We start from the raw sequence: 24408 nt of genomic DNA on the forward strand, positions 1-24408 counted from the left end.
GGACCGCGGCGGCACTCATCCGGCCGTCCGGCCCGGAACACGGCACGTCCCCGGGCAACCGAAGCCACCCGGGGACGCGAGCGCACCGAAATTAGGAAGCGGCCTTCAACGCCGGCGGCTGCCAACTGCCGTCGATCACGCTGTTCTCCGGCGCGTACAGCCGCATGGTGAGCGAGAACTTGCCCGATTCCGGTATCGGCAACCAGTTTCCGGCGGGCACGCGCGAACCCGGATCGGCGGCCTGGACCGTGATGTCCACCGAGCCGTCGGGATTGGCGGTCACCGGGACCTGATGACCGACCGCGTAGATGTTCGCCGGATTCGCGACCAGGAAGCTGTCGGCGTCGTACGCGGTGATCGACCAGAATGCCTTGGCGGGCGGCAGTTTTCCGGCCTCGAAATGCAGGGTGTATTTGCCGTTTGCGCCGCCGCCCGCGGGCTCGACGAACAGCGTCGGGTAGACCGCGTCCTTGGGCAGGTTCGCGCCCAGGCCCAGCATGGCGGTGTTGGCGCGCAACGCGTAGTTGGTCCCGTACGTGCCGATATCGGTGCCGAAGATCCAGCCGTTCTCGTTCTTCCGGCCCGGATCGGTGTACGCGGCAATCGCTTTGGTCCCCGCCTGTGCACCCTGGTTGAGCACGTCGGGTGTTGTCTTGTCGGTATTGCCCCCGGGGGCAACGCCGATCTCGGCGAACCGCTTCATGGCGTCGGCGTCCGCGGCCGCGGGCGGGTTGGCGGTCATGAGGTCGTTCAGGGTGGCGAAGAACTGCGGAGCGAACATCTGGGAGACCTGCTGGGAGGGGTTCTTCGTCTTGTCTGCGGGCTGCCCTGCGGGCAGATTCTCCTGATCGCCGGCCACCCACCGGCTCAGGGGAACCAGCTTCATCTGGTCCTGAATTGCCTGCACCGCGGCCACATCGGACTCGCCGTTCACCTGCACCCGGCCAAGCAGCCAGGCCATATCGGTGGGCATCTTCAGTTGCGTGACCCCGTCGGGCAGCGTGCCCTCGAACCCGGGACCGGTGACCGCGTAGGTGAACGGGCCGGTCTTCGCGCCCGAGCCCACCTGCGGATCGAGGTTGCCCGGATCGTGCGCGGTGTTGGTCCACGCGTCCAGGATCTGCATGAGCCAGTAGCGATCGCTGTCCATCTCCGGTATCTGCAGGATCATGGGCTCGGCCTTCAGGTCGAACCACGCCTGCGAGTACAGGGTGTCCAGGTTGAGGCGAACCACCTGGCGATCAGCGGGGGTCGGCAGGGCATCGGCGTGGTTGAACCGGTTGGACTCGCCCGCTGCGGCCCGGGTGGCGTCCATGAGCACCAGCGGATACCCGAAGACGTAGGCGTCGGCTGCGATGGCGGCTTGGTCGTCGGCGGCGGCGCTGCTCGAGGTGCCCGCATCCGAGTCCGAGGAATCACCGCCGCAGGCGGCCAGCGTCAGACCCGCCATCGCGAGCGACAGGCCGACGGCGGCGGCCCGTACCAGCGGACGGCCCGCAAAGGCTCCAAACCTGTTCATAACCATGTACTCCCCTGTCTCAACCGCAGCCGGTGCGGCATCGGATCGGGCACAGTGCGTAGCTGACTCGCCCGCCCCCGGCGATCGCCGGGCACGGACTCCCCACGCTGCCCGATCCGGGCCCGTGGGACCTCACACGTCAAGGGTGATCTTTCGTTTCGCGGGCACGGCGCAGCGCACCCCGGCCACTACCGGCCCGCTCAGCGCGCGTCGATGGTGGCGAAGGCCGCCCAGATCAACGGCGAGCACTCGATCTCGCCGGTGTCGCGCCAGGCGGCCAGGCGAGACCGCTGCCAGTCGTTGATTTCGGCGACCGGGTCGGGCTCCTCGTGGGCCGCGTCGATGGCGCAGACGGCGTCCTGCAACGGGCGGCTGGTCGCCGGCGCACCGCCCAGACGCTGGAAGGCGAGATCGGTGGGCAGGGGCCAGCGGCCGGCGGTCACGAGTTCGGCTCCGCCGGTGAGCATCGCGGCCACCAGGCCCAGCGCTTCGCCGAAGCGCAGGTCGCCGCCGCTCTCGCAGGCGATGAGGGCGACGCGGCTGGGAATGGGCCACAGCTGCGGGCCGCTGCGCGGGTCGTCGGACAGGGTGTGGGTGCCCAGCAGCAGGTCCCGGGCCGAGAGCGGACGGTGATCACGTTCGACGGGCGCGAAGCCGAGGGTGTCGGCGGTGCACGCCAGATGCAGGGTGGCCGATTCGCTGCGCCCGGATTCCGGGGCCGCCGCGGTGACATGGCCGACGTACAACAGGCGGGAGGCTCCGGTGCGCAGCGCCTCGCCCAGCCAGTTCCGGTCCAGATCGGTGCGGCGGAACGCCTCGAGCGGATCGCGCACCGCGGGCACCAGCCGATCCACGGCGGCGTGGCCCGCGACCAGTGCGGCCAGCGGGGCGGCCACGTCCATCCGCCCCAGCACCGAGCCCAGAACCGAGTCGGCGCGGAACCCGGGCACGCGCGGATCGAGCACCGCGACCACCGGCAACTCGCGCTCGCTCTCCCAGCTCCGCGCGACCCGGGCGGGAGCCTGCGTGATCCCCGCCGGGGCCAGCAGACTCACGTCGGCGATCTCCACCAGCCGCAGACCCGCGTCCGGGGCGATCAGCTCCCACGGGATCTGCGCGACGCGCGGCGAAGGCTGGATCCGCAGTCGCGGCCGCACCCCGGCGGTATACAACTCGTACAGCTGCACCGCCAGCTGATAGGGCAGAAACGTCGCCGAAAGAAACTGAGCCAGCGCGTCTTCCGTTGCGAACTCCGCCAGTTCCCCCGTACCCAAGACGTTTTCGAGCCCACCGGTCTCCCCCGGCGCGGGCAGTGCCGCCGCGAACCGCTCCACCGCCGCCTCCACCTGCTCCCGGGGCACGACCCCGATCCCCGCACCGGCCGGATGATCCACCCACCGCCAGGTGATGAACAGCTCCCCCGCATCGGCCATCCGCACGTACGCCGTCGGCTGTGCCGCAGCGCCGTTCACGACCGGACCACGCGCTCGTCGCGCAGGCGGCGGCCGTAGCGTTGCTCGGCGGCGGCGATCCAGGCGGCCAGGGCCAGATGGCCGTCGGGGGCGACGGCCACGTACGGGGGCGGCGCCACCGGCAGCCCCGCGCCGGCCGCCACGGCCGCCAGCGCGCTGCCCAGGTGCAGGGCGTCGGCGATGGCCGCGGTGGGCGGCGGCGGGGCGGCCATGGGTTCGAGGAGGTTCATATGGGGGGCCTGCACGGGGGTGGCGGCGAGGCGACCGATGTCGAGGGTTGTTCCGACACAGCTGGTTTCGATGAGGTCGGCGATCAGGTGGGCGTCGCCCGCGAGATAGGCGTAGCGGAAGGCGACGCGGAGCGCGGGGTCGGCGATGCGGCGGCTCCAGGTTTCGCGCTGCGGGCCGTCGGGGAGTTCGTAGCGCACCGCGTCCAGGGCCAGGGCGGCGGGAACGGCCAGATCGACCGCGCGGGGCAGCAGGGCGGGATCGGCCTCGAGCAGCGGCTCCAGCAGCCCGGCGTGCCAGTGGTCCAGCTGGGCGCAATGCAGCCCCAGACCGTGCCCGGCGTAGGTGGCGCGGGCGTCCGCCAAGGCTCGCTCCCCGTCGGCGTAGCGGTGCGCGGCGAAAGCGACCATGGCCGAACGAGTTCGGACATCGGCGGCATCGATGACCGCGCCCGACTCCTCGAAATGCGCGAGCGCCTGCCGATACCGGGTCTCGGCCAGGTTCAGGTCGGTGCGCTGCTCGGCGATGAAACCCATTATCTTCCAGCCGATCCCGGCCCGATAGGCGACCCCGGTCTCGTCGAAGTACTTCTGCGCGGCCAGCAGCAGCCGTTCCGCTTCGTCGAAACGACCGGACCGCGAATGCATGATGGCCAGATTCTGCGTCGTCTCGGCCACCCCGGAACTGTCCCCGGCCGCGGAGAACGCGGCCAGCGCCTGCCCGGCGAAATCCTCGGCCAGTTCCCAGCGCCCGGTCTCGAAATGCGCTGCCGCCAGGTTCATCAGCGGGTGCCCGGCCTGCGCCGGCGCGTAATGCTCCGCGGCGGACAGTGATTCATTGGCCAGTTCGATCGCACGCGACCACTGCTGCCGGTGCAGCGCCAATGCGGTGGCCGAGACCAGCCCGGCGAAGCGCAGATCAACGGGCGCGTCCGGGGCCGCCAGCTCCGCCCGCGCCCGCTCCATGGCGTCCTGCGCACCGTCCAGATCCCCGAGGTGTTGCAGGGCCTGCGACAGGTTGATGAGCGCGACCGGCCGCATGCGCGGCGCGTGGTCGGGCATGCGCGCCAGCGCTTCCCGGAACCGGGCTACCGCCTCGGCGTGCTCGCCCAACTGATCGGTGACACACGCGGCGTCGACCAGCGCGCACAGCGCGTAATCACCCCTCTCGGTCAGCACCGCGGCGTCGAAGATGCGCAGCGCCTCGCGCAGATCACCGCGCACCATCGCCTCGGCCCCGGCCCGCAGCGCCGGCGACTCCTCGGGTCCCGCACCGCTGGCCATGGGCACGTCAGAAGTCCGAATCTTCGGCGGCGGCGGCGATTTCGGCCAGCAGCGGCGCATCCGACCCCTGCCCGTCGGCACTGACGCCGACCGCCCGCCGCAGCCGCGCCGCCGCGAAGTCACGGATCCGCGACCGCAGGTCCACCGAGGCGTCCCCGGTGCGAATGCCGAAGCCCGGCACGTGGATATCGACGTGCACCGGCGCACCGGCGGACGACACCGCCGCAGCGCCGACCCACGCCCCGCCGCTGGGCGTCAGGGCGGCTTCGACCAGCGTGCCGCCGGAATCGATGCGCGCCCAGGGCCGCAGGTACGCCGCGACATCGGCGGGGGCCTCCGGCGCCGCGGCCGCGCTGACCGCCACCGTCGTCGCCCCGTCCTCGCGCACCACGCGCCAGGACACCGCCCGCTCGGAGGCGTCCACCAGCCCGGGCGGGCAGTACCGCCAATCCCAGCCGCCGCGACCCCGCGCCAGCACGAGCGCGCCGGGACCGTCGCCTTCAGCACCCGCGGCGAGTGCGTAGTCCGCCGCGCGCGGCAGTGCGTCGATCGGTGCCCGCACCGCGGGCGCGACGGCGTCGGCGCCGTCCACCAGGAACTCGCATTCCTCGGTGAGCGCGGCGATATCCCGGTCGAGCACTTCCGGATCCAGGGGCGGAATCGCGTCGATGGTCGAGGCGGGCCACCAGCGCGAGGCCCAGTGCGCGTAGGCCAGCCGCCGCGCGCTCGCCGCGAGCGCGGGCTGCCCCGGCTCCGCGCCGTGCACCGGCGTTTCACGCTCGGGCGTCCGCGCCGACGCGTCGAGCGCGAGCGCGAGCGCTTCGCCGTACAGTGCCCACACCCACTGCTGCGCGAGCTCGGCATCGTCGATCACCGCAGACGGAAGTTGTTGCGGGGCAAGCACGTTCCAGGACAGGTGGCCGCCCGCGACCTCCAGCACCATGACGTCCACGTCGGCCGCCGCGTCGAGCACGGTCGGCGCGCCGGGCGGCAGGATGCCCGTCAGCCCGTCCGCGAGCCGCCGAATCATCACCTCGCTCATCCCGCCCTCGATTCCATCGGTTCCGCCGCGATCTCGGTTGTCGCCAGGGCTCGTTTGACGCGGGTCCGGTGGTCCAGGATCACCGATCTCGCCACCCCGTCGAGCACGTCCCACAGCTCATCGGGCGCGTCCACCGGGAATTCCCGCACGTCGCGCCCGTGCAACCGCACCCACAACCGCCGCGAGTAGACCCGCCACGGCACGCGCAGTTCGGCCGCGATCGTTTCCAGCGGCCCGCTCGCGCCCTCCGCCCGAACCACCAGCCGCCGCGCCTGCAGCACGTACGCTTCCCGCTGCCACCGCGCGTTGATCACCCGCGCGGCCGCCGACTCCGCTCGCCGAGTCCCGCTGCCGAGAGCCCGATCACCGTGGACCGCAATCACTTCGCCATCGGTCGCGCGCATACCGTCCAGCGGCGCGGGGGCCACGCCGAGATCGCCGCCCACCACCGAAGTCGTCGCGAGGGGCACGCACATCTCGGCACCGGCGAGCCACCGGTCGCGCTCGCCCGCACGGTCGGAGTCGATCGGCCGCAGCTGTGCCGCCAGCACCGACCCGGCCGCGGCGGCCACGCGCAGCGACTCGTCCAGCAACGACCAGGGCGAGCACGCCCGCGCCACCTCCGCGGTCACCAGCTCCGGGATGGGCGGCAGCTCCGCGCGCTCGCTCGACGCCTGCAACACCGTGAACACGCGCTCGTGAATGGTCCGGTCGAAGGGCAGCCCCAGGCTGGCCTTGGACGCCGAACCGCCCACCCCCGGCGGCCGCGGCAACTCGTGCGCGGTGAGCCCGAGCTCCCGGGCCGCGTCGCCGTTCTCCGCGCGCCACAGCCGGATTCCGCTGTGCGTGCCGACGTAGGCCGCGGCCAGATCGTCGATGTCCACCTCGGGCTCGGGCTCGCCGAGCCGACCGGCCGCGCACGCCTCCAGCAGTTCGGCCAGCGCGGCCGTGGGATCCGGATCGGGGCTCAGGGGCCGCCGCCGCCACGCCGTCGCGATGAGTTCGCCGAGCTCGCGGGCCTGCTCCGGATCCGCCAGATACTCCTTGAGCGCCTGGGTGGTCCGCCCGGCGGTCATGTCGTGGATCTCGCGCAGCGCCGCCTCGGCCGCGGCCCTGTCGCGCACCGGATCCGGCAGACCCGAGACCGTCGCCAATTCGAAGCAGCGCTGGAAATACAGGTCCTGCGCGTTCCCCTCGGTGATGCGCAGCGCCCGGCGCACCTGCTTGAGCAGGGTGAACCAGGCGGCGGTCGCGCACAGCACATCCGCGGCCGCGAGCAGGCGCGTGGTGAGCAGCACCGCGCCGTCCGCGCTCAGGATCGAGCCCGCGCACAGCGGATTCTGCACCGGCCGGATCACCAGCGGATCCAGAATCAGGTTCACGGTGCGGCGCAACGGCCCGCCGTGCGGTCCGCTCAGTGCCTGGACACCGTCGAGGCGGCGCCAGACCTCGTCCAGCACCATCGCCCTCGGTCGTCGCATTCGCCCAGGTTAGCGGAGTTCGCACCCCGATCACGCACCGAAAGTTGGTATCGGTAGGGCAGCGGTCGGTTTCTACGGTTCTCTCATCGGCTCCACCGGGGAGCCACACCGGAAGATCGAGGAAACACCATGAACACCAAGTCCGTTCGCATCGCCGCCGCCCTCACCGCCGCCGCCACCGCCGCCCTCCTGGTCACCGGTTGCAGCGACGACTCGGGCACCTCCACCACCAGCACCTCGGCCGCCACCGGCGCCTCCACCCCGGGCAACACCGCACCGGCCGGAAAGTCCTCGGCCACCGTGGACGGCAAGGCCCTGGACGGCAAGTTCGACACCACCTGCGTCAAGCAGGGCGGAACCCTGGCCCTGGCGCTGACCGACACCGCCAACGCCACCTACGGCCAGCTCACCGTGAGCGCCACCCTGACCGACGACAGCACCGTGCAGGCGGTCGGCATCGCGGGCAGCAAGGGCGGCGACAACGGCCTGCCCTACGCCATCGGCTACGGCAACGGGATGCCCGGCGGCTCGGCCAAGGTCGTCAAGGACGGCAAGACCTACAAGGTCACCGGCGAGGGCGTCGGCACCCCGGACATGACCAACCCGACCGCCGGGGTCAAGAACTCCACGTTCGAGATCACCTTCGCCTGCTCCGACATCGTCGGCTCCTGAGGCAGACACCTTCCACCGGCCGCCCGACGCGGTCACCGCTCCGACGGCTCCACCCCGCTCGTGCCCGGCCGGGCACGAGCGGGCTCCCCCAACCCGAACATCAGCACCGATCCCGAGGACATCATGAAGAACCAGATCCGCGTCGGAGCCCTCGTTTTCCTGGGCCTGTCCATCGCCTACTACCTGTTCCACGGCATCACCTCCGACGACGTCTTCGGCTGGGTCGGCTGGCAGATGGCCCTGCCGATCATCGGATTCACCGTGGTACCCATGGCTTTCGCCTTCACCGGCGACGGCATCATGTCCGCCCTGACCGGCAACAACAGCGCGGAATTCCGCAACGGCCTGATCGGCCTCGGCACCGTGCAGGGCATCGGCCACACCGGCGTCACCCTCAACGATCAGCCGCAGGTGCGGATCGATCTGCGGGTGGAGGCCGTGGACGGCAAGGTCTTCCCCTCGCACGCCAAGATGATCGTGCCGCTCACCGAACTGGCGCTGCTGCGCCCCGGCGTGGTGCTGCCGGTGCGGTATCTGCCGGGTCGCACCGACCGGGTCGAGATCGACCACTCCGGCGACGCGGTCGCCGCCCAGGACGCCATGAACGCGGCCATGGTCCGCAAGGGCATCACCACCCCGGCCAAGCTCGACATCGCCCGTCGCGGTGTCCCCGCCCAGGCGGTGGTCCGGTCGCTGTCGGTGCCCGGCGAGATCCGCGACGGCCACCCCCGCCTCGATCTCACCCTGCTGGTGACCCGCCCCGACGGCAGCATGTTCGAGGCCCGCACCGAGAAGTTCCTGCCGACCAGCCAGGTAGGCCAGGTCCAGATCGGCCGGGTGGTGCGGGTGCACTACCTGCCCGAGAACGAACGGGAGCTGGTCATCTCCCTGCCCCTGAACGCCGCGTAACCGCCGCACCACCAACCCCGAGCGCCGCAGGCCCCGCCCGCGGCGCTTTTCCGTGCGCGGATCACGCTGTGCGACAGCGGTGTCGACCTCCTCAGAGGGGCATGCCGCCCACGAGGCCGTATCCGACGCGGATGAGGGAACCGTCGATGCCGAACTCGGCGCGCACCTCGTACAGGCCGAAGTGGGCCATCAGCAGCTCCGGCTCACCGACGTACAGCACGGGCAGGCCGTGGTGCCGGAAGTAGCCGACGACCATCTCGCGCATGACCCGGTACCGGTTGCCGGGATCGGTCAGGGGATTCAGCACGTCCGCAGCGTGCTCGATCACCAGGCAGGCGATATCCGGATCACTCGGGGCGACTTCGGCATTCGGGTCTGTCACCGCGTAGCAGGCGTAGCCCGCGCGGCCGGGGCGGCGGTAGTACTGCAGTCCCCGCCCGTCTCCCAGCCGGACCGCGGCCGTCGCCAGCAGCGTCGCGAGATTGCGGGCGACCGGCGCGTGCGACAGATCCACCCGGTCCGCGCTCAATTGCGGCGCACCGTGTTCGGCGGCGAGCACGCGGACCGCGGCGCTGCCCGCCCAGTCGGCCGGCGCCCAGGTCCACGTCTCGGCCTCGGGATCGAAGTGACCGATCTCCGCGCCCTCCGGCTCCGCGTCGAACAGCGCGGGATAGCCGTAGCCCGGGGTGTCCCCCAGATGGCCCGCCACGATCGGCACCGCGGGCGCGAGCGCGGCGAGCAGCGCGTCCGGCACGAAAGGCGTTCCGCGCCTGTCCGGTTGGCTCGGCGCGGGAGCAGGCGCGAACACCCGGCCGTCCGGGCCGAAGACCGCGACGTCGGTGATGGTGTCCCACTCGTCGATCTCGAAGGCGACCCGATAGTCGCCGGGCAGGGTGAGTTCGGCGATCTCGGGCGCGGGCGCGATGCGCACCGGCAGCCCGCGACCGTGCGCGTAGCCGCTGATCACCGCGCGCGCACCGCCCCCGGGCAGCAGCTCCGCCGCGATGCGCAGGATCGAACCCGTCTGTGCCGGATCCGGTTCGGCGCTGCTCACGCTCTCGTCGTCGGTCACCAGGTAGGTGTAGGCCCGGCCGCCGTGATTGAACTTCGTCATGCCCCGCGCACCCAGAGCACCCATGCAGATGAGGGCGAGGTGATCGGCCGCCAGTTTCGGATCGTGGAAGCCGCCCAGATCCACCAGTTCGGTGGTGAACTCCGGAATGTCGTGCCGCAGCCCGATCTCCCGCAACCGCGCCGAATGCTCGGCACCCGGCCTGCCCTCGGTGTCGGGCTTGGCCCAGGTCCACATGAAGGTCAGGTCCTCGGCGAAACTGCCGAGCTGCCCCGAGCGCGTGAATTCGCGCTCTCCTATCCGCGCGATCCCGGTGATCACGCTGCACCCGGTGCGCCCCGGCGGAATCTGCCCGGAGAACCACATGTGCTGTTCTATCGCCCCGCCGAGTACCCCCCGCGCGAAGGACATTAGCGATTCGCTGAATGTGTCCACGTGGACGCAGACTAGCCGGACAGTCCGACGGGAATGCGTTCGAGGACGCCACCTGCGAAAACGTCGTAGAGCGGCAGGGTTTCGAGATGGACGTAGCCGATGTGGCAATCGCACTGCGCCAGTGGGCAGGTCCGGGGGCGCAGTGCCTCCCGATAGCTGCCGTCGTAGAGATTGCCGAGTTCGGCGGGGATGAAATGGCAGCGGCGCACGGTGCCGTCCCCGTCCACCGAGATCACCGATTCACCGGTCCGGCAAGGCATTCCGGCCGAGGCGTGCGGGTGGCGGCTGTAACCGAACAGCGGATCGAGTTCGGTCCAGGCCGCGGCCTGCGCGTCGGTCAGCGGATGTCCCTCGGGCGCGTTGACCCACAGGTAGACGTGCCCGGGCAAGTCCGCGCGCAGCCGCCGGGCGGCGGGCAGATGGTCCGGGAAGCCGACGACGCCGACGCTGTACCGGATTCCGAGCCGGGCCAGCTCGGCGCACTTGCCGGTGAAGCGTTCGTAGGGCGTCTGATCCGGGTGGTAGGTGCACCACAGCGCGAGCGTGTCCGGATCCGCGTCGGCCAGCCAGTCGGTGCGGCAGCTCAGATTGGTCTGGATCGCCACCCGCGCGACCTGGGGCAGCCGCGAGAGTTCCACGAGCGTGCGGCGATACCAGGATCTGACCAGGCCCTCGCCCCACGGGGTGAACAGGATCGAGAGCCGGTCCCCGCGCTGCTCGCCGACCCAGGCGGCGAACCGCTCCAGCGCCGCGCGATCCGCGCGCAATTGCTCGCGGGAGTCCCGGCGCTTGGCGAAGGGGCAGTACGGGCAGTCGTAATCGCAGGAGGCCAGCGGACCGCGATAGAGAATGGTCAGATCCACGGGCTCACTTCGCTTCGTAGGCCGCCATGGCCGCGTGTACCTCCGGGGAGAACAGCCGCGGTCCCAGGGCGTCGGAGTAGGCCAGGCCCTCGGGGCTCAGCCGCAGCAGATCGGGTCCGGTTCCCGTTGCGAGCCAGCCCAATTCCTCGAACTCGGCGAGCTCGGCCGGGAAGTGCTCGTGCGGGGTCCCGCCGAAGCGCGCGTGATACTCGGCGATTTCCATGCCCCGGGCCTGCAGCAGCGATTGCAGCAGATGTCTGCGCCGGGCCTCGTGCTCGTCCATCCGCCGGCCGACCTCGGCCCGCGTGAAATCCACCGTCTCGGTGTAGGCGTCGATGATGCCGCGCACCTCGCGGGTCTCCACCGCGTAGTCGAACGAGTAGTGCAGCCCGGCGGTGTAGGAGCGTGCGCCACAGCCGAGCCCGATCATGCCGTCGGTCTGGCACGCGTAGTCGTCCGGACCGCTCGCCGCCGCGCCGACCCGCCGGAACATGCGCATGGAGGTTTGTTCGTAGCCGTTGTCCAGCAGGTGATCCCGGCCGATCGCGTACAGGCGCAGCCGTTGCTCGTCCCAGTCGGCCTCGCTGCCGGGCTGCGTGCGTCCCAGTCCGGTCAGCGGCCGGACGTACAGCGGATACAGGTACAGCTCCTCGGGCCGCCACGCCAGTGCGGCGTCCAGCGAGGTCAGCCAGCTCCGCTCGGTCTGCCCGTCGATGCCGTAGATCAGGTCGATGTTCAGGATCGGAATGTCCACCGCCCGAATTCTTTCCAGCGCGGCCTCGACCTCGGCCCGGCGCTGCGGGCGCACCGCCGCCCGCGCCTCGGCGTCGACGAAACTCTGCACGCCGATGCTCATGCGGGTCGCCCCGCGCTCGGCCAGTACCGCGAGCCGGTCGGCGGTGGCGGTGGACGGCGAGGTCTCCACCGACAGTGCGATCTCCCGCAGGTCCGCACCCATGCGCAGTTCGGCGATGTCGCAGAGCCGTTCCAGCTCACCGGCGTTCAGGAAGGTCGGGGTGCCGCCGCCGAAGGCCGCGGCGGCGAATCGCACCGGTCCCGGGCCCAGTGCGGCCCGCACCGCGCGGGCCTGCCGCTCGAGCGCGTCGAGGTAGCGGCCGGTCAGATCCTCGGGCGCGCCGACCCGGGTGAAGAGGTTGCAGAACCCACATCGGTACTCGCAGAAGGGGATGTGCGCGTAGAGCGAGAGCGCGTCCTTGGGCTCGCCGGCCCACAGCTCGTCCAGCGCCGGCCGGTCCGCCAGTGGCCGGTACGCCGTCTTGTGCGGGTACCCGTAGACATAGTTCTGGTAGGGGCGCGGTCGGGCGATCGTCCTCATGTGGCTGCCTCGAGAAAGAACTGTGCGTAGGGAACCGTCCACACCGATTCGTGGCCGAGCCGGTGGCCGGTGAAACCGTCGTCGCCGTAGGCGGTTCCGTGGTCGGAGCAGACGATGGCGAAACAGCGCCGGCGCGCGCTGACCGCGGCGAACAGCCTGCCGATGTGCCGGTCCACGTATTCCAGTGCGGCCGCGTGGGTTTCCCGGGAATCGCCCGCCGCGCGCGTGGCGCCCGGCAGATGGAACCAGTTGGGCTGGTGCAGCGCGGACACATTGACGAACAGGAAGAGCCTGCGCTCGGCGGGCAGCTCGGCGATGACCTGTTCGGCACGATCGATCTGCGCCTCGAAGGCGGCGGGCGCGGCGACCGAGAACTCCGGTTCCCAGTGGCTGTCCTGGAACAGGCCCGGCAGCACCGAGCCGAGCGCACCCTGCTTGTTGAAGAATCCGACACCGCCCACGCACACGGTGCGGTAGCCCTCGGCCGCGAGCGCGGACACCAGATCCGGGGTGTCGTAGACGAAGGTGCGGCCCGCGGTGGTCTCGCTGCCCGCGAACCGCGAGGCGAACAGCCGGGGATGCGGGCCGGGAGTGGCCGGGGTGGGCAGGAATCCCGCGAAGATGGCCTGATGCGAGGCGTAGGTGAAACTGCCCGGCGCGTGCCGTCGTTCCCACTCCCCGTTCGGCAGGTGCCGGGCCAGATTCGGCAGTCGCCCGGCCGCGAGCAATTCCGCGGCCACGTCGAAACGCAGGGTGTCCAGGGTGAGCAGCAACAGATCGTCGCGGCCGATGACCTCGTTCATATCCGGCTGACCGGGGTGCGGGTTAGGCGCTGACACCTGATTCATTCCTCGTTCTACGTACGATCGCGGCGACCTGCGCATCGTAGGTGGTCGCGGTTTCCGCTCCGCTACCGTCCAGACCGGTCAGTCCGGGAAGCAGGTCACCGAAGGCGTTGACCTCGCCGATCACGAACCGCCGCCAGCCGATACCGGGCAGGACATCCACCCCGACCCGCGAACAGCGCGGGAAACACGCGGCGGCCCGCTCGCACAGGCGCAGCACCTCGGACCAGTCCCCGCCCGCCGCCGCGATCGCCGCGCGCGCCGCGGCCAGATCGCCGCGCGCGCCACCCAGATGCAGATTGGTCATCGGCGAAGGGCTGGTGCGCAGCACGGCGTGGGTGGCCCGGCCATCGATCACCACCACCCGCAAATCCGCACTGCGACCGTCCTGCGACGCCTTGGGCACCCAGCGTTCGACGTGCAGGCCGTCCGGCGCGAGCGCGTCGACGATGGCGGCGACCTCGGGCTCGGAGTGGTAGCGGCGCACGCGCAACGCGTTGAACAGCCGCCCGCGCTCGTCGCGCTGCACCGAGGTCGTGGCCTGCACCCGGCCGCCGCCCGCGGTCTCCACCGCCAGCACCCCCGAGGCGGAGGATCCGTGCGCGAGCTTGACGAACACCCGGCGCAGGCCGGTATCGGCCATCAGGGTGCGGATCTCGTCCCAGCCGAGCACGGTGGTGCGGCCGGAGGTGAACGAAAACGGCACCGGCACCTCGGCATTCACCAGCTCGGCGTGGCACCGGCGCTTGTCGAACAGCACCGCCAGCTCCGCCGGGTCGTCGAGCAGTCGCGCACCGGCGGCCCCGGCGCACTCGCGCACCGTCTCGGCCGCGGCGCGAAATCCGGTGTACCAGCGGGCCGTACCCTCCACCCGGGTCGGATCGGTGACCCCGCGCAGTAACCGCTCGACCTCCGGGTTCTCCCCCGGCGAATCGAGCCGCACCAGCTCCCCCGGCTCGAATTCGGCCTTCCCGGCGAGCACCTCGAGCCACGGCACCGTCCGCGCGGGCCGCAGCCCCGCCCGGCGCACCGCGTCCTGGAACAGCGTGACGCGGCGGTTCTCCGGATTGCCGACCACGGCCAGCCGCGGCTCGAAACTCACTCCGCCACGGCGGTATAGCGCCGGAACCGAGAGTCTTCCTCGTCCTCCTCGGTCTCGGCGTCGGTGAGATCCACGACCACCCCGGCCGGTTCCAGCGCAGCGGTCAGGCGCGCGAGCATGGCCGGGCCGATGAAATGGTGGTGCAGATCGAGTTTGCGCAGATGCGTCAGCGGTTGACCGGTGAGCAGCGCCTCCGCGCCCTCGTCGCCGAGGGTGCCCATGGACAGGTCCAGGGTGTGCAGCTGGGCGACCACCGGCGCGGCGGCGACCGCGATCGCGATCTGATCCTGAATCTCGCTGTTGCACAGCCCGAGCGAGGTGAGCTTGGGCAGGCGCGCACCGGACAGGAACGGCTCCAGGTCCGCAACGGTGGCCGTGGCCCCGTACCAGGAGGTGCCGAGCCACAGGTCGAGCGTCTCGAGGTCGGGGAAGTCGCTCGCCCCGATGCCGCGCACGACATCCGCACCGAGACCACCGGTTTCGACGGTCAGCGACTTGAGCCGCTGATGGGTGACCGGCGGGAACGACAGGTCCTCACCGCCGCGCACCCCGAATTCCTCGAGCCTGGGGTAGTTCTCCAGCAGCGGCGTCACATCGCACTGGTGGATCCAGGAGATCTCGTTCTCCTCGTAGATGATGTCGCCCAGGAAGATCGCGCGCAGGGCCGGGAACGACTCCCGCGCGGCGATCAGCTCGGCCACCACCGTGTCCGAGCCCTCATCGCCCTCGCCCCAGACGCCGACGATCAGCGCGCGCACCGCGGTGGTCTCCACGGCGGCGAGGAACCGCGCGAACGCCTCCGACCAGGTTTCCTTGGAATCCCATGCCTCGATGGCGATTCGCCAGGCCGTGCGATCGGCGGCCGGCAGTTCGACCGCGGTGGTGGCATCGGGGAAATCGAACACGGGCAGACCGTGGAATTCCTGGAGATGAGTGGAAACGGCCATATCGCGGGCTCCGTACGCCTGGTCGGTGAATGTGGTCGAGGTGCGCTGCCAGTTCTACCAAGTCCGCCCGACAGGCCGCGGGTGCGGTCCCGGCACCCCGCCGATCGCGATCGGCGCGCACCCCGAATTGTCGTACCCCGCCGCTACTTTCGTATTCGTGCCGAAGCGCGGGGCGACGGCCGGGGAAGGGAAGAGTTCATGTTCCGTCAGGGAGACGTGCTGATCGCGCCGATCGCCGAGGAGTCCGTCCCGGCGCACGCCCAGGCCGATCCCGGCCTGCCGCGCGACACCCGCGGCCGCCTGGTGCTGGCGCTGGGCGAGGTCACCGGCCACGCACACGCGGTGACCGCGCCCGGCCGGCTGATTCGCGCCAGTGCGCAGACCTTCATGCACCTGCCCGAGGGCGGTCGCCTGGTGCACGAGGAGCACGCGGCCATCGTGCTGCCCAAGGGCTGGTACCGCGTGGTGCGCCAGCGCGAGTATCTGCCCGGCGCCGTGCGCATCGTCGCCGACTGACCTACCCTGCTTCGATTCACCGGTCACAGACGGGATTTCACATGCAACACATCGACGAGTGGCGCGCGGTCGCGGCCGCCACCGGCCCGGCCGACCGTGCCGCCGCCGAGGCCGCCGCGCGGCGGGCCTATCGCGCCGCCGGGCTCGCCGTGCCGACCCGCTACGTCTGGGTCGATTCACCGCTCGCTGCCGTGCACGCCATTCGCGCGCTGGAACACCGCGGCGACTCGGTCCGCGAGGCGGTGCGCACCGCACCGTGGGCGGCCGAACGCGAAAGCGCGCATCGGGAATTGGGCCCCGGCGGCTGGGCCGAACTGTGGAACGCGACCGGCGCGCAACTGTGGGACACCACCCGCACCCTGGCCGACCGCATTCGCGCGGGGGTGGTCGACGCCCTGCTCGGCCCGGCTCCCGAGGGCCCGCGCGACACCGCCGCGACCCGGACGACCCGCGGCGCGCAGGTGAGCGAGATTCGCGGCATCCTGCTCGACGCCGTCCTGGGTCAGCACGACGCACCGTGGCTCGTGGCCTTCCACGACCGCGGCGATCGTCTGGCCCCGCTCGCCGATCTGGCCCGGAACACGGGCTGGTGGTGGCCCTTCGAACACGTGGTGGTCTTCAGCGAACGCCCGGTCCGCCTGCACCGCGACGAGGCCGGTCGCCTGCACAGCGAGGACGGCCCCGCCCTGCGCTACGCCGACGGCTTCGCCCTGGCCGCCTGGCACGGCATGCCCGTCCCCGACGACTTCTTCGACGAGCTGGCGACCCTGACCCCCGCGCGCATTCGCGCCGAGGAGAACGCCGAACTCCGCCGCGTCATGCTCGAGCACTTCGGCTACGACCGCTACCTGGCCGAGTCCAAGGCCGAGCCCGTACACCGCGACGAGACCGGAATCCTCTGGCGCATACCGCTGTCCGACGACGAGGACGTGGCCATGGTCGAGGTGGTGAACTCCACCCCCGAACCCGACGGCTCCTTCAACACCTACTGGCTCCGCGTGCCCCCGGACACGACGACGGCCAAGCAGGGCGTTGCCTGGACCTTCGGTCTCGAGGCCGACGAATACGAGCCGCTGCGCCAGACCTGACGCCCGGATACCCCTGAAACCTGGGGCACCCGAAGCACTTTGAAACAAATCAATTCCACATACGATCCGATTCATGAGCACCTTCTCGCGAGTGGCCCGGACCGGGCTCACCGCAGCGGCGGTCCTGTCGCTGCCGCTGCTGTTCGCACCCCGGGCCATCGCCGACATCGACACCGTCGTCGTCGGCCAGGAATACGACTGGAGCGGATGCGGCTTCGTCGACGGGACCTGCACGGTGTGGGTCAACACCTCCGGCGCCGACGCCACCGCACCCGTCACCTTGACCGCCGAGGGAACGGTCGTGGGTCACCTGACCCCCGAAGTCGACCCGGCGCACGGCCTCCGGGCCACGTTCACCTGGACGCCGCGGTATCCGGGCCGGTACACCCTGGTGGCAACGCAGGGCGACTCCACCCGAACCGAGACCTTCACGGTGTGCCCGGCGGCGAACAGCGGCAGCGGCATCGCCGGGTCCGCCTGCGATCTCGCCACCGGCTCCACCGACACCACCGGACCGGAGAGCGGATCGTCGAGCCTGTGGCGCATCCTGCGCGGGCTCCCCTCCTAGCCCACCCGGCGGGCAGCGCGCCGGATTCGGCGAGCACACCGCCGGCGCCCGGACCTCACGTCGCCGGAATAGCCCGGTCCACCAGGGTTTTCACCAGTTCGGCGGCGCGCTTCTCATCGAACAGGCCCGGCAGGGTGAGGCGATCCAGGATGAGCCAGTTCAAGCCGAGATAGAGCATCACCACCGCCTCCTCGTCACCGGGCAGAGCCGAATCGCGGTAGTTGGCGATATTGAAATCCAGGTCCGCGCGCACCCGTTCGGTCAGCAGCGCCTGGAGTTCGGGGCGGCGGGTGGCCTCGAGCCGCAGCTCCAGGATCGCGAGATAGCCGGTGCGGAACTGGAACACCCGCTCGACCACCTCCGTCATGAGTTCGGTCATCGACTCGCGTGTCTGCGGCCCACGCGATTTCGCCATCGCCTCCTCGCTGGGGACGAGCCGCTCGTAATAGCGGTTCCCGACCTGCACGAGCAGGGCGTCCCGGCCCGGGAAGTAATTGGACGCCGTCCCCGCGGGCACATCGGCTTCCTTGTCCACGGCCCGGAACGTGAGCCCGCGGGCCCCTTCGCGGGCCAGCACCTCGATCGACGCGTCCAGCAGGGCCTGCCGTCGCTCGGGATTAGTCCGAACCACTTGACACCACTCCATTCGTAGTACTACGTTTCAGTCAGTTCACGCAGAGTACTACATCTGAGGCGGTAACATGCGAAAGCAGCACAGCACCTTCCCCGCGCAGCTCGCACACCAGCGCCGGCAGGTTCGCCCGCTGCCCCCGCGCAGCACCCGAAACGTCATGCCGCGACCGGGCAGGAACGGTTCGCGCTAGCGCCGGACAGCTCGAACGGCCGAGCCGCCCACCACGATTGCCGATCGGTAACGGGCATCTCGCGGACCCCGATGGACCGGGCAGACGGGCCAGTCGGGGGTGACATCGACTACGACGGAGGATCAGCGCGATGAACTTCATCAACGGCGTTTCCAACGCGATAGCGCAATTCCTGATGGGCGCACCCCAGGAGGTCGTCGTCGGGTGGTTGCTGAACGCAATCGGCATGTAGCGCCACCGGTTCCGGCCCGGCGCCCGCACACCCGTGCGGGCGCCGGGGCCACACGCCCGCGCCGGGCAGGGCGCGGGCGCACCGGCGGATGGAGACGCCGGACACGTCACAGCGATAGCGGGGAATCCGGCGAGGTGGGCTATGGTTGTGACTACCGAGTATTGATCTTGCATACTCCTTCCGTCGTGGATGTCTTCTCTTCGCGTCGGCCACGCAGCGCACTCAGCAAGGTACGGACGAACAGTCCTGTGACCGCTGCGGCTACTTCCGATGCTGAAAGGCACCCGTACCCCCTATGACGAATACCCCCGCGAGTTCTGCCGTGTCCTTTGCCGCCCTGGGCGTGCGCAAGGCCATCGTCGCCGCCCTGGCGAAGAACGACATCAACGCCCCGCTGCCGATCCAGGCCGCGACCCTGACCGACAGCATCGCCGGGCGCGACGTGCTCGGCCGCGGCCGCACCGGCAGCGGCAAGACCCTCGCCTTCTCGATTCCGCTGGTCGAACGCCTCGCCGACGGCGCGGGCGCGACCGCTCCCAGCCATCCGGTCGGCCTGATCCTGGCCCCGACCCGCGAGCTGGCGACCCAGATCGCGGTGGCGCTCGAGCCCATGGCCCGCGCCGTCGGACTGAAGGTCACCACCGTCTTCGGCGGTGTGCCGCAGAACCGCCAGGCCAAGGCACTCAAGGCCGGCGTGGACATCGTGGTCGCCTGCCCCGGCCGGCTCGAGGACCTGATGAAGCAGCGTCTGGTGTCGCTGGACGCGGTGCGCGTCACCGTCCTGGACGAGGCCGACCACATGGCCGACCTGGGCTTCCTGCCCGGTGTCACCCGCATTCTGGCGGCCACCCCCGCCACCGGCCAGCGCCTGCTGTTCTCGGCCACCCTGGACAACGGCGTGGACAAGCTGGTCAAGCGCTTCATGCGGAATCCGCTCTCGCACTCGGTCGACGAGGCGCACTCGCCCGTGCCGGACATGACCCACCACGTGTTCGAGGTCAGCGGCGGCGGCGACGCCAAGCGCGACCTGGTCTACGCCCTGGCCTCGGGCGAGGGCCGCCGAATCCTGTTCATGCGCACCAAGCATCACGCGCGCCGCCTGGCCAAGCAGCTCACCGCGGCCGGCATTCCGGCCACCGATCTGCACGGCAACCTGTCCCAGGCCGCCCGCGATCGCAACCTGGCCCAGTTCGCCGCGGGCACCGCGCGCGTGCTGGTCGCCACCGACGTCGCCGCCCGCGGCGTGCACGTCGATGACGTGCAGCTGGTCGTGCACGTCGATCCGCCCGCCGAACACAAGGCGTACCTGCATCGTTCGGGCCGGACCGCCCGCGCCGGATCCTCCGGCGACGTGGTCACGGTCGTGCTGCCCGAGCAGCGCAAGGACGTCGCGGTACTGCTGCGCAAGGCTGGCCTGAACGTCAGCCCGGAGCGCGTGACCGCGCAGTCGCCCGCGGTGACCGCGCTGGTCGGGCCGATCGCTCCTCTGGTCACCCCGGTAACCACCACCGGCACAGCCGCTTCCGATGACCGCGACGTGGCCGGTAACCGCGGCCGGCGGCGCGGCCCCGGCGGCGGCCAGTCGGCTCGTCCGGCCAAGGCCCGCCCGGCCACCGGCGGACGCGGCGGCAACGGCGCGGCCCGCGGCACGGGTACCGGCGGCCGCGGTGCGAGCACCGGCGGCGCCCGCACCGCCACCGGCGGTGGTCGCCCCGCGACCGGCGGCGTGCGCAGCCCCCAGTCGGGCGAGCGTCGCGCCACCGGTGCGACTCGCTCCGACGAGCGCTCGGCCGCGGGCACCGCGACCCGCAGCACCGACGGCGCACGCGCGCACGCGGGTGCGCCCCGCCGCCGGGCCTCGCGCCCGCAGTCGGCCGCCACCGGCGAGCAGCAGCGTCGCGGCACGCGCAATTACTGAGCGGCGCGCGTGAATTCACGCGCGCGGCACGAATGACAACGGATCGGGCCCGGCAATTGCCGGGCCCGATCCGTGTTTCCGGCAGCAGCACAGTGAATTGCCAGGCCGCCCAACCACTCCGGCTATCCGGCTACCAGCCCGCTCCGGCTCGGGCAGCCCCGCCCTCCGCTGACCCCGGCCGCCCGGCCACGCCGGGGCAACACCGCCAGGCCACCCGGCGGCGAACACGTCGAGTTGTCCCGATGCGCCGCGTGCGGTTCGCCCACGTGCCCGGCGGTGCGCGAAGATGACCGGATGACCTCCGAGGATTCGGCACAGCGCCCGCCGGTGTCGAGTGCGTCGATTCTGGTGCTGACCCTGGCGCGCAGGGTCGAGACCGAACTCGCCGCCGCACTCGCGCCGCTCGAACTGACGGTGAGCCGGCTCGGGCTGCTGGGTCATATCTCCGGCGTCCCCGGGGCGTCGTTCAGCGACCTGGCTCGGATGTCCGGCACCAGCGTGCAGAGCGTGCACACCGCGGTGAAGAGTCTGGTCGCGGCCGGGCTGGTACGGGACCGGAACGCCCGGGCGGGTTCGGCCTCGACCATCGAACTGACCGAGGCGGGCACGGCCCTGCTCGGCGAGGCCCGCACCGCGGTGACCGAGGTGGACGAGCGGCTGTTCGGTCCGGACTCCGATCCCATCCTGCGACAGGTCGGCGCGGCGCTACTGGCCGCCTTCGCCGGTTGGACGGCGTCCTGACCAGGGCATACCGCGCCGTCGAGTGAAATACGCCATATCCTTCAACCTTATTGAAGCTTGCGGCTAAGCTTCAATGCACCTGAAGGATACTGGAGTTGACCTTGCAGCATTTTCTGCTTTCGGTGCACGTGGTGGCGAGCATCGTCTTCATCGGCGGTTCGGCCGTCGCGACCAGTCTTTTCCCCCGCTACGCCCTCGTCACCGCGGGTGCGCCCGGCCCGGATGACGAGCCCTCGGAGCGCAATGTCGCGGTCGCGCGGCTGCTGCACCGCATCACCGGCAAATACGCCGTGGCCGGGATCGCGGTCCCCGTCATCGGCATGATCCTGGCCTCGGTCCAGGGCCGCATGGGCGAAATCTGGATCACCGCGGCCATGGTCATCACCGTCCTGGCGGGCGTGCTGCTGGCCGTGCAGATCCACCCGATGCAGAAGGAGGCCCTGCGCGACCCCGACGACGGCAAGCGCCTGCGCACCCTGGGCATGCTGGCCGGAATCTACAACCTGCTGTGGACGATCGTGGTCGTCCTGATGATCATCCGCCCGGGGTCCTGACCGCGGGCGCTAGCTCAGCGTCCGCTTCTCGATGACGGTCTTGAAGCTCGAGCCGTTGAGGTCGAGGTACAGGTCGCCCTCGGTGATCGAGATCGATACCGCGTTGCGCCGCTGGATCGCCTCGACCGCCTTCTCGATGAAGTCCGGTTCGAAGTTGACCAGCGTGATGTCCCGCGCCCGGTGAATCTTCTTGCCGCTGAGCTGCGCCAGCACCTTGGCCGGATCGTGGTGGGTGTAGACCGCGGTCCGGTCGGCGAGCTTGCTGCCCCGGTGCACCCGGTCCGCGTCGGGCGAGCCGATCTCGATCCACGCGGTCACCCGGCCGGTCAGATCCCGGACCAGCACGGCGGGTTCCTTGGTCGCCGAGACCCCGCCGTCACTGAAGGCGATGCCCTCCTCGTACTCGAGGCAGTAGGCGAGCAGCCGGGTCAGCATGAATTCGTCGTTCTCGGAGGGGTGCCGCGCCAACCGCAACTCCAGGTCCTCGTAGACACCGCGATCGATGTCCGCGAGCTGAACGGAGAAGTTGTGCAATGTCGCGCTTAGGGCCATGAGCAACAAAGCTTAGCGGGATCGTGCCGGTACCCCACGGGGGCATGGCTTCGCCTGCGAGAATCGGAGCGTGAAGCGTGACGTCTCGGTTCTACTCGACGTCGAAGTCCATGCCGAATCCCTGCTCGAATTCCAGATCGCGGTGGCCCACCAGCCCGGCGTCGAGGTGATCGAATCACTGAGCTTCGAGCTCGGTGGCGTGCGCCGGACGGCCAAGGAAGTGAGCGGTCCGCACGGCTCCCGGATTCATGTATTGCGCTGCGGCGCGGGCAATCTCCGCACCGAATACAGCGCACGGGTCCTCGGCGCGGCGCGCCCCGAACCCCCCTCGGACTACGACCTGGCACTGTACCTGCGGCCCAGCCGATTCGTGGAGTCGGACAAGATGCTCGGCTTCGCCGCCTCCGAATTCGGCTGCGGCATAGATGATCCGGAGACGCCCGGCCGGGTGGCGGCATGGGTCGCCGACCGCATCGGCTATCTGCCGGGCAGCAGCGCCCCCAGCGACAGCGCGGTGGACACCCTGCTGACCAGCAACGGCGTGTGCCGGGACTTCTCCCACCTGATGGTCGCGCTGTTGCGCGCGGTGGGCGTGCCCGCCCGCGTCGCCTCGGTCTATCCGCCGGGCTGCATGCCCATGGACTTCCACTCGGTCGCCGAGGCCTACGTGGACGGTGGCTGGCAGGTCTTCGATCCCACCCGGCTGGCGCCGCGCTCGAGTCTCGTGCGCATCGCCACCGGCCGCGACGCCGCCGATATCGCCTTCCTGGGCAATCACGGCGGCGACATCACCGTCAACGGATTGTGGGTGCGCTCGTTCGTGGACGGCCCGCTGCCCTACGACGACCACATTCACCCGACCACGATCAATTGATGGGAGTGCCGGGGCGACACCGCGTTAACGACGACGCGGCACCAGGGGATCTCATTGCGAAACACTCGCTCGTCAGGGGCAGCGGCGCGCACTGGATCACGAATCTATGGGAGGCAGCGTGCGATCGATCAACCGGACCCGGGCGGGAAGCGCCGGGCGCAGACATCGCGGGGGCACCGTCATCGCGACGGCCCTGCTCATCGGGGCGACGGCCGTGCTCGGCACGGCGTGCACCGACAAGGACACCGCCGGCGGACCCGGCGCCTCGGAGAACGCGGCGCCGATGGGCACCGGGCAACCGGGACAGCCGAGTTCGTCCGGCGGCGGTGGACAGGGCCAGGCCACCGTGCGCAGCATCGGCAAGACCGGCTGGTACGAGGGCTTCGACATCACCGTGGACAAGGCGACGGTGGTGCCGGACGAGTACGGCGGCGCGAAGATCCGCATCGACATCACCTACAAGAACACCACGACCGACAGCAAGACCCTGAGCGTCTACCCGTCGCTGCAATTCGGCAGCGAGATCGACGGCGGCGCGGGCTTCGACAATCCGACGGTGCCGGGCAAGGGCACGGCGACCGGCAGCGCCACGACCTCCATCCAGAAGCTCTCGGACCCGGAGCATCTCATCGACACCCTGACCCTGGTCTACGGCCAGGCCGCGGACAACCAGACCATCATTCCGCTCGCGGCCAAGGGCAAGGTGGTCAGCGTCGAGCCCAAGACGCTGAACGTCTCGGGAAGCCTGACCCAGGATCAGACCACGGTCCAGGTCACCGGCGGCACCCTCGCGCCCAGTTACACCAAGAACGAGAACGGGAAAATGGATCTCGCGCTGCGCATCACGCTGCGCGGCGGATCCGGAATTCCCGACGGCGGCACGAATGTCTACTACGACTACTTCACGATCAAGACGCCGGACGGGCAATCCCTGCCCGCCGATATTCGCGGCCCGATCAATGAACTGCTCAATCGCAACGAAACCATCGACAACGCGAAGAATTACGTCGTCTTCGTGGTGCCGAGCCCGGCCAAGGGCGCCTATGTGGTGACCTACGACGCGAACAAGGGCGAGGGCTCCGCGCCCACGTTCGGTTTCACCATCGAGTGACCGGCGGCACGGGGCGCGGCCGTCCCGCGCGGTGCCCGTCGCGTTCGGCTCGGCGATTCGCTGGGCCGGCCGCGGCGGGTCGCCGCACCTCCCGGCCGGGCCCGCGCATCGCATCGCCGATTTCGCGGACCGTCCGCGCGCTCGATCACGCCCCGATTCCCTGACCAGGGCCGCCGAAAACCCACGGGGTGTTTCCCAGGTCCTATGGTTAGCATCGGCATTCG

23 protein-coding genes are annotated in these 24408 nt (G+C 70.6%); 10 read left to right on the forward strand and 13 right to left on the reverse strand.

Annotation, left to right across the window (positions count from 1 at the left end):
* Nucleotides 1-91: 91 nt before the first annotated feature.
* The 5 genes from ACFVBH_RS39635 to ACFVBH_RS39655 form a co-directional block, all read right to left on the reverse strand.
* Entirely contained in the window at nt 92-1519 is a 1428-nt protein-coding gene (locus ACFVBH_RS39635; RefSeq protein ID WP_379011704.1) for a DUF1254 domain-containing protein, read from the reverse strand.
* Between the two features lie 200 nt (nt 1520-1719).
* Nucleotides 1720-2991: a CHAT domain-containing protein gene (locus ACFVBH_RS39640; RefSeq protein ID WP_379011711.1), complete on the reverse strand. Its 1272-nt coding sequence runs from the start codon at nt 2989-2991 to the stop codon at nt 1720-1722.
* Entirely contained in the window at nt 2988-4502 is a 1515-nt protein-coding gene (locus ACFVBH_RS39645; RefSeq protein WP_379012142.1) for a tetratricopeptide repeat protein, read from the reverse strand. The genes ACFVBH_RS39640 and ACFVBH_RS39645 overlap by 4 nt, the downstream gene beginning before the upstream one ends.
* 7 nt (nt 4503-4509) lie before the next feature.
* Nucleotides 4510-5544, reverse strand: a complete 1035-nt coding sequence (locus tag ACFVBH_RS39650; protein ID WP_379011716.1) for a hypothetical protein — start codon at nt 5542-5544, stop codon at nt 4510-4512.
* A complete protein-coding gene (locus ACFVBH_RS39655; RefSeq protein ID WP_379012145.1) occupies nt 5541-7007 on the reverse strand; it encodes a hypothetical protein in 1467 nt (488 codons plus the stop codon). The genes ACFVBH_RS39650 and ACFVBH_RS39655 overlap by 4 nt, the downstream gene beginning before the upstream one ends.
* 147 nt (nt 7008-7154) lie before the next feature.
* Between ACFVBH_RS39655 and ACFVBH_RS39660 the strand changes: the two genes are divergently transcribed.
* Nucleotides 7155-7697, forward strand: a complete 543-nt coding sequence (locus ACFVBH_RS39660; RefSeq protein ID WP_354985963.1) for a lipoprotein LpqH — start codon at nt 7155-7157, stop codon at nt 7695-7697.
* Nucleotides 7698-7820: 123 nt separating this feature from the next.
* Nucleotides 7821-8606, forward strand: a complete 786-nt coding sequence (locus ACFVBH_RS39665) for a hypothetical protein (RefSeq protein ID WP_379011729.1) — start codon at nt 7821-7823, stop codon at nt 8604-8606.
* Nucleotides 8607-8697: 91 nt separating this feature from the next.
* Here ACFVBH_RS39665 and ACFVBH_RS39670 read toward each other — a convergent pair whose 3' ends face one another.
* From ACFVBH_RS39670 to ACFVBH_RS39695, 6 genes are read right to left on the reverse strand one after another with little or no spacing between them, the layout of a single operon-like run.
* Nucleotides 8698-10113 (reverse strand): DUF6882 domain-containing protein, encoded by a 1416-nt coding sequence (locus ACFVBH_RS39670; protein ID WP_379011734.1) that lies wholly within the window; start codon nt 10111-10113, stop codon nt 8698-8700.
* An 11-nt stretch (nt 10114-10124) separates the two neighbouring features.
* Nucleotides 10125-10976, reverse strand: a complete 852-nt coding sequence (locus ACFVBH_RS39675; RefSeq protein ID WP_379011739.1) for an STM4011 family radical SAM protein — start codon at nt 10974-10976, stop codon at nt 10125-10127.
* A gap of 4 nt (nt 10977-10980) precedes the next feature.
* Nucleotides 10981-12312, reverse strand: a complete 1332-nt coding sequence (locus tag ACFVBH_RS39680; protein WP_379011746.1) for an STM4012 family radical SAM protein — start codon at nt 12310-12312, stop codon at nt 10981-10983.
* Nucleotides 12309-13151 carry an STM4013/SEN3800 family hydrolase gene (locus ACFVBH_RS39685; RefSeq protein ID WP_379011752.1) on the reverse strand — a complete coding sequence of 281 codons (843 nt, stop codon included), beginning with the start codon at nt 13149-13151 and terminating at the stop codon, nt 12309-12311. Before ACFVBH_RS39685 ends, ACFVBH_RS39680 begins: the two co-directional genes overlap by 4 nt.
* The gene (locus ACFVBH_RS39690) at nt 13138-14259 is read right to left on the reverse strand and encodes an STM4014 family protein (RefSeq protein WP_379011757.1); all 1122 of its coding nucleotides are present in this window, start codon (nt 14257-14259) and stop codon (nt 13138-13140) included. Before ACFVBH_RS39690 ends, ACFVBH_RS39685 begins: the two co-directional genes overlap by 14 nt.
* Nucleotides 14256-15206, reverse strand: a complete 951-nt coding sequence (locus tag ACFVBH_RS39695; protein ID WP_379011762.1) for an STM4015 family protein — start codon at nt 15204-15206, stop codon at nt 14256-14258. The genes ACFVBH_RS39690 and ACFVBH_RS39695 overlap by 4 nt, the downstream gene beginning before the upstream one ends.
* A 198-nt stretch (nt 15207-15404) precedes the next feature.
* On the opposite strand from ACFVBH_RS39695, the gene ACFVBH_RS39700 reads away from it, so the two are divergent.
* From ACFVBH_RS39700 to ACFVBH_RS39710, 3 genes are all read left to right on the forward strand, one after another.
* Complete coding sequence (locus ACFVBH_RS39700; RefSeq protein WP_379011768.1) at nt 15405-15722, forward strand: hypothetical protein; 318 nt, start codon at nt 15405-15407, stop codon at nt 15720-15722.
* A gap of 41 nt (nt 15723-15763) precedes the next feature.
* Nucleotides 15764-16810 carry a DUF6745 domain-containing protein gene (locus ACFVBH_RS39705; RefSeq protein ID WP_379011772.1) on the forward strand — a complete coding sequence of 349 codons (1047 nt, stop codon included), beginning with the start codon at nt 15764-15766 and terminating at the stop codon, nt 16808-16810.
* Between the two features lie 73 nt (nt 16811-16883).
* Complete coding sequence (locus ACFVBH_RS39710) at nt 16884-17378, forward strand: hypothetical protein (RefSeq protein WP_379011780.1); 495 nt, start codon at nt 16884-16886, stop codon at nt 17376-17378.
* Between the two features lie 55 nt (nt 17379-17433).
* Here ACFVBH_RS39710 and ACFVBH_RS39715 read toward each other — a convergent pair whose 3' ends face one another.
* Entirely contained in the window at nt 17434-18009 is a 576-nt protein-coding gene (locus ACFVBH_RS39715) for a TetR family transcriptional regulator (protein WP_354991839.1), read from the reverse strand.
* 720 nt (nt 18010-18729) lie between these two features.
* On the opposite strand from ACFVBH_RS39715, the gene ACFVBH_RS39720 reads away from it, so the two are divergent.
* The 3 genes from ACFVBH_RS39720 to ACFVBH_RS39730 all read left to right on the forward strand — a co-directional run bounded on the left by ACFVBH_RS39720 (nt 18730) and on the right by ACFVBH_RS39730 (nt 21647).
* Nucleotides 18730-20352, forward strand: a complete 1623-nt coding sequence (locus ACFVBH_RS39720; protein WP_379011794.1) for a DEAD/DEAH box helicase — start codon at nt 18730-18732, stop codon at nt 20350-20352.
* 294 nt (nt 20353-20646) lie between these two features.
* Nucleotides 20647-21093 carry a MarR family winged helix-turn-helix transcriptional regulator gene (locus tag ACFVBH_RS39725; RefSeq protein ID WP_379011803.1) on the forward strand — a complete coding sequence of 149 codons (447 nt, stop codon included), beginning with the start codon at nt 20647-20649 and terminating at the stop codon, nt 21091-21093.
* A gap of 95 nt (nt 21094-21188) precedes the next feature.
* Nucleotides 21189-21647: a hypothetical protein gene (locus ACFVBH_RS39730; protein ID WP_379011808.1), complete on the forward strand. Its 459-nt coding sequence runs from the start codon at nt 21189-21191 to the stop codon at nt 21645-21647.
* Between the two features lie 9 nt (nt 21648-21656).
* On the opposite strand, the gene ACFVBH_RS39735 is transcribed toward ACFVBH_RS39730, so the two are convergent.
* Nucleotides 21657-22199, reverse strand: a complete 543-nt coding sequence (locus ACFVBH_RS39735) for a YaeQ family protein (protein WP_354991713.1) — start codon at nt 22197-22199, stop codon at nt 21657-21659.
* A 70-nt stretch (nt 22200-22269) separates the two neighbouring features.
* Between ACFVBH_RS39735 and ACFVBH_RS39740 the strand changes: the two genes are divergently transcribed.
* Entirely contained in the window at nt 22270-23073 is an 804-nt protein-coding gene (locus ACFVBH_RS39740) for a transglutaminase family protein (RefSeq protein ID WP_379011821.1), read from the forward strand.
* Nucleotides 23074-23191: 118 nt separating this feature from the next.
* A complete protein-coding gene (locus ACFVBH_RS39745) occupies nt 23192-24184 on the forward strand; it encodes a hypothetical protein (protein WP_354991715.1) in 993 nt (330 codons plus the stop codon).
* The last annotated feature ends 224 nt before the right edge of the window (nt 24185-24408 follow it).

Origin of the sequence: Nocardia sp. NPDC057668, assembly GCF_042799795.1 — a bacterium.
In the GTDB taxonomy this organism is placed as follows: domain Bacteria; phylum Actinomycetota; class Actinomycetes; order Mycobacteriales; family Mycobacteriaceae; genus Nocardia.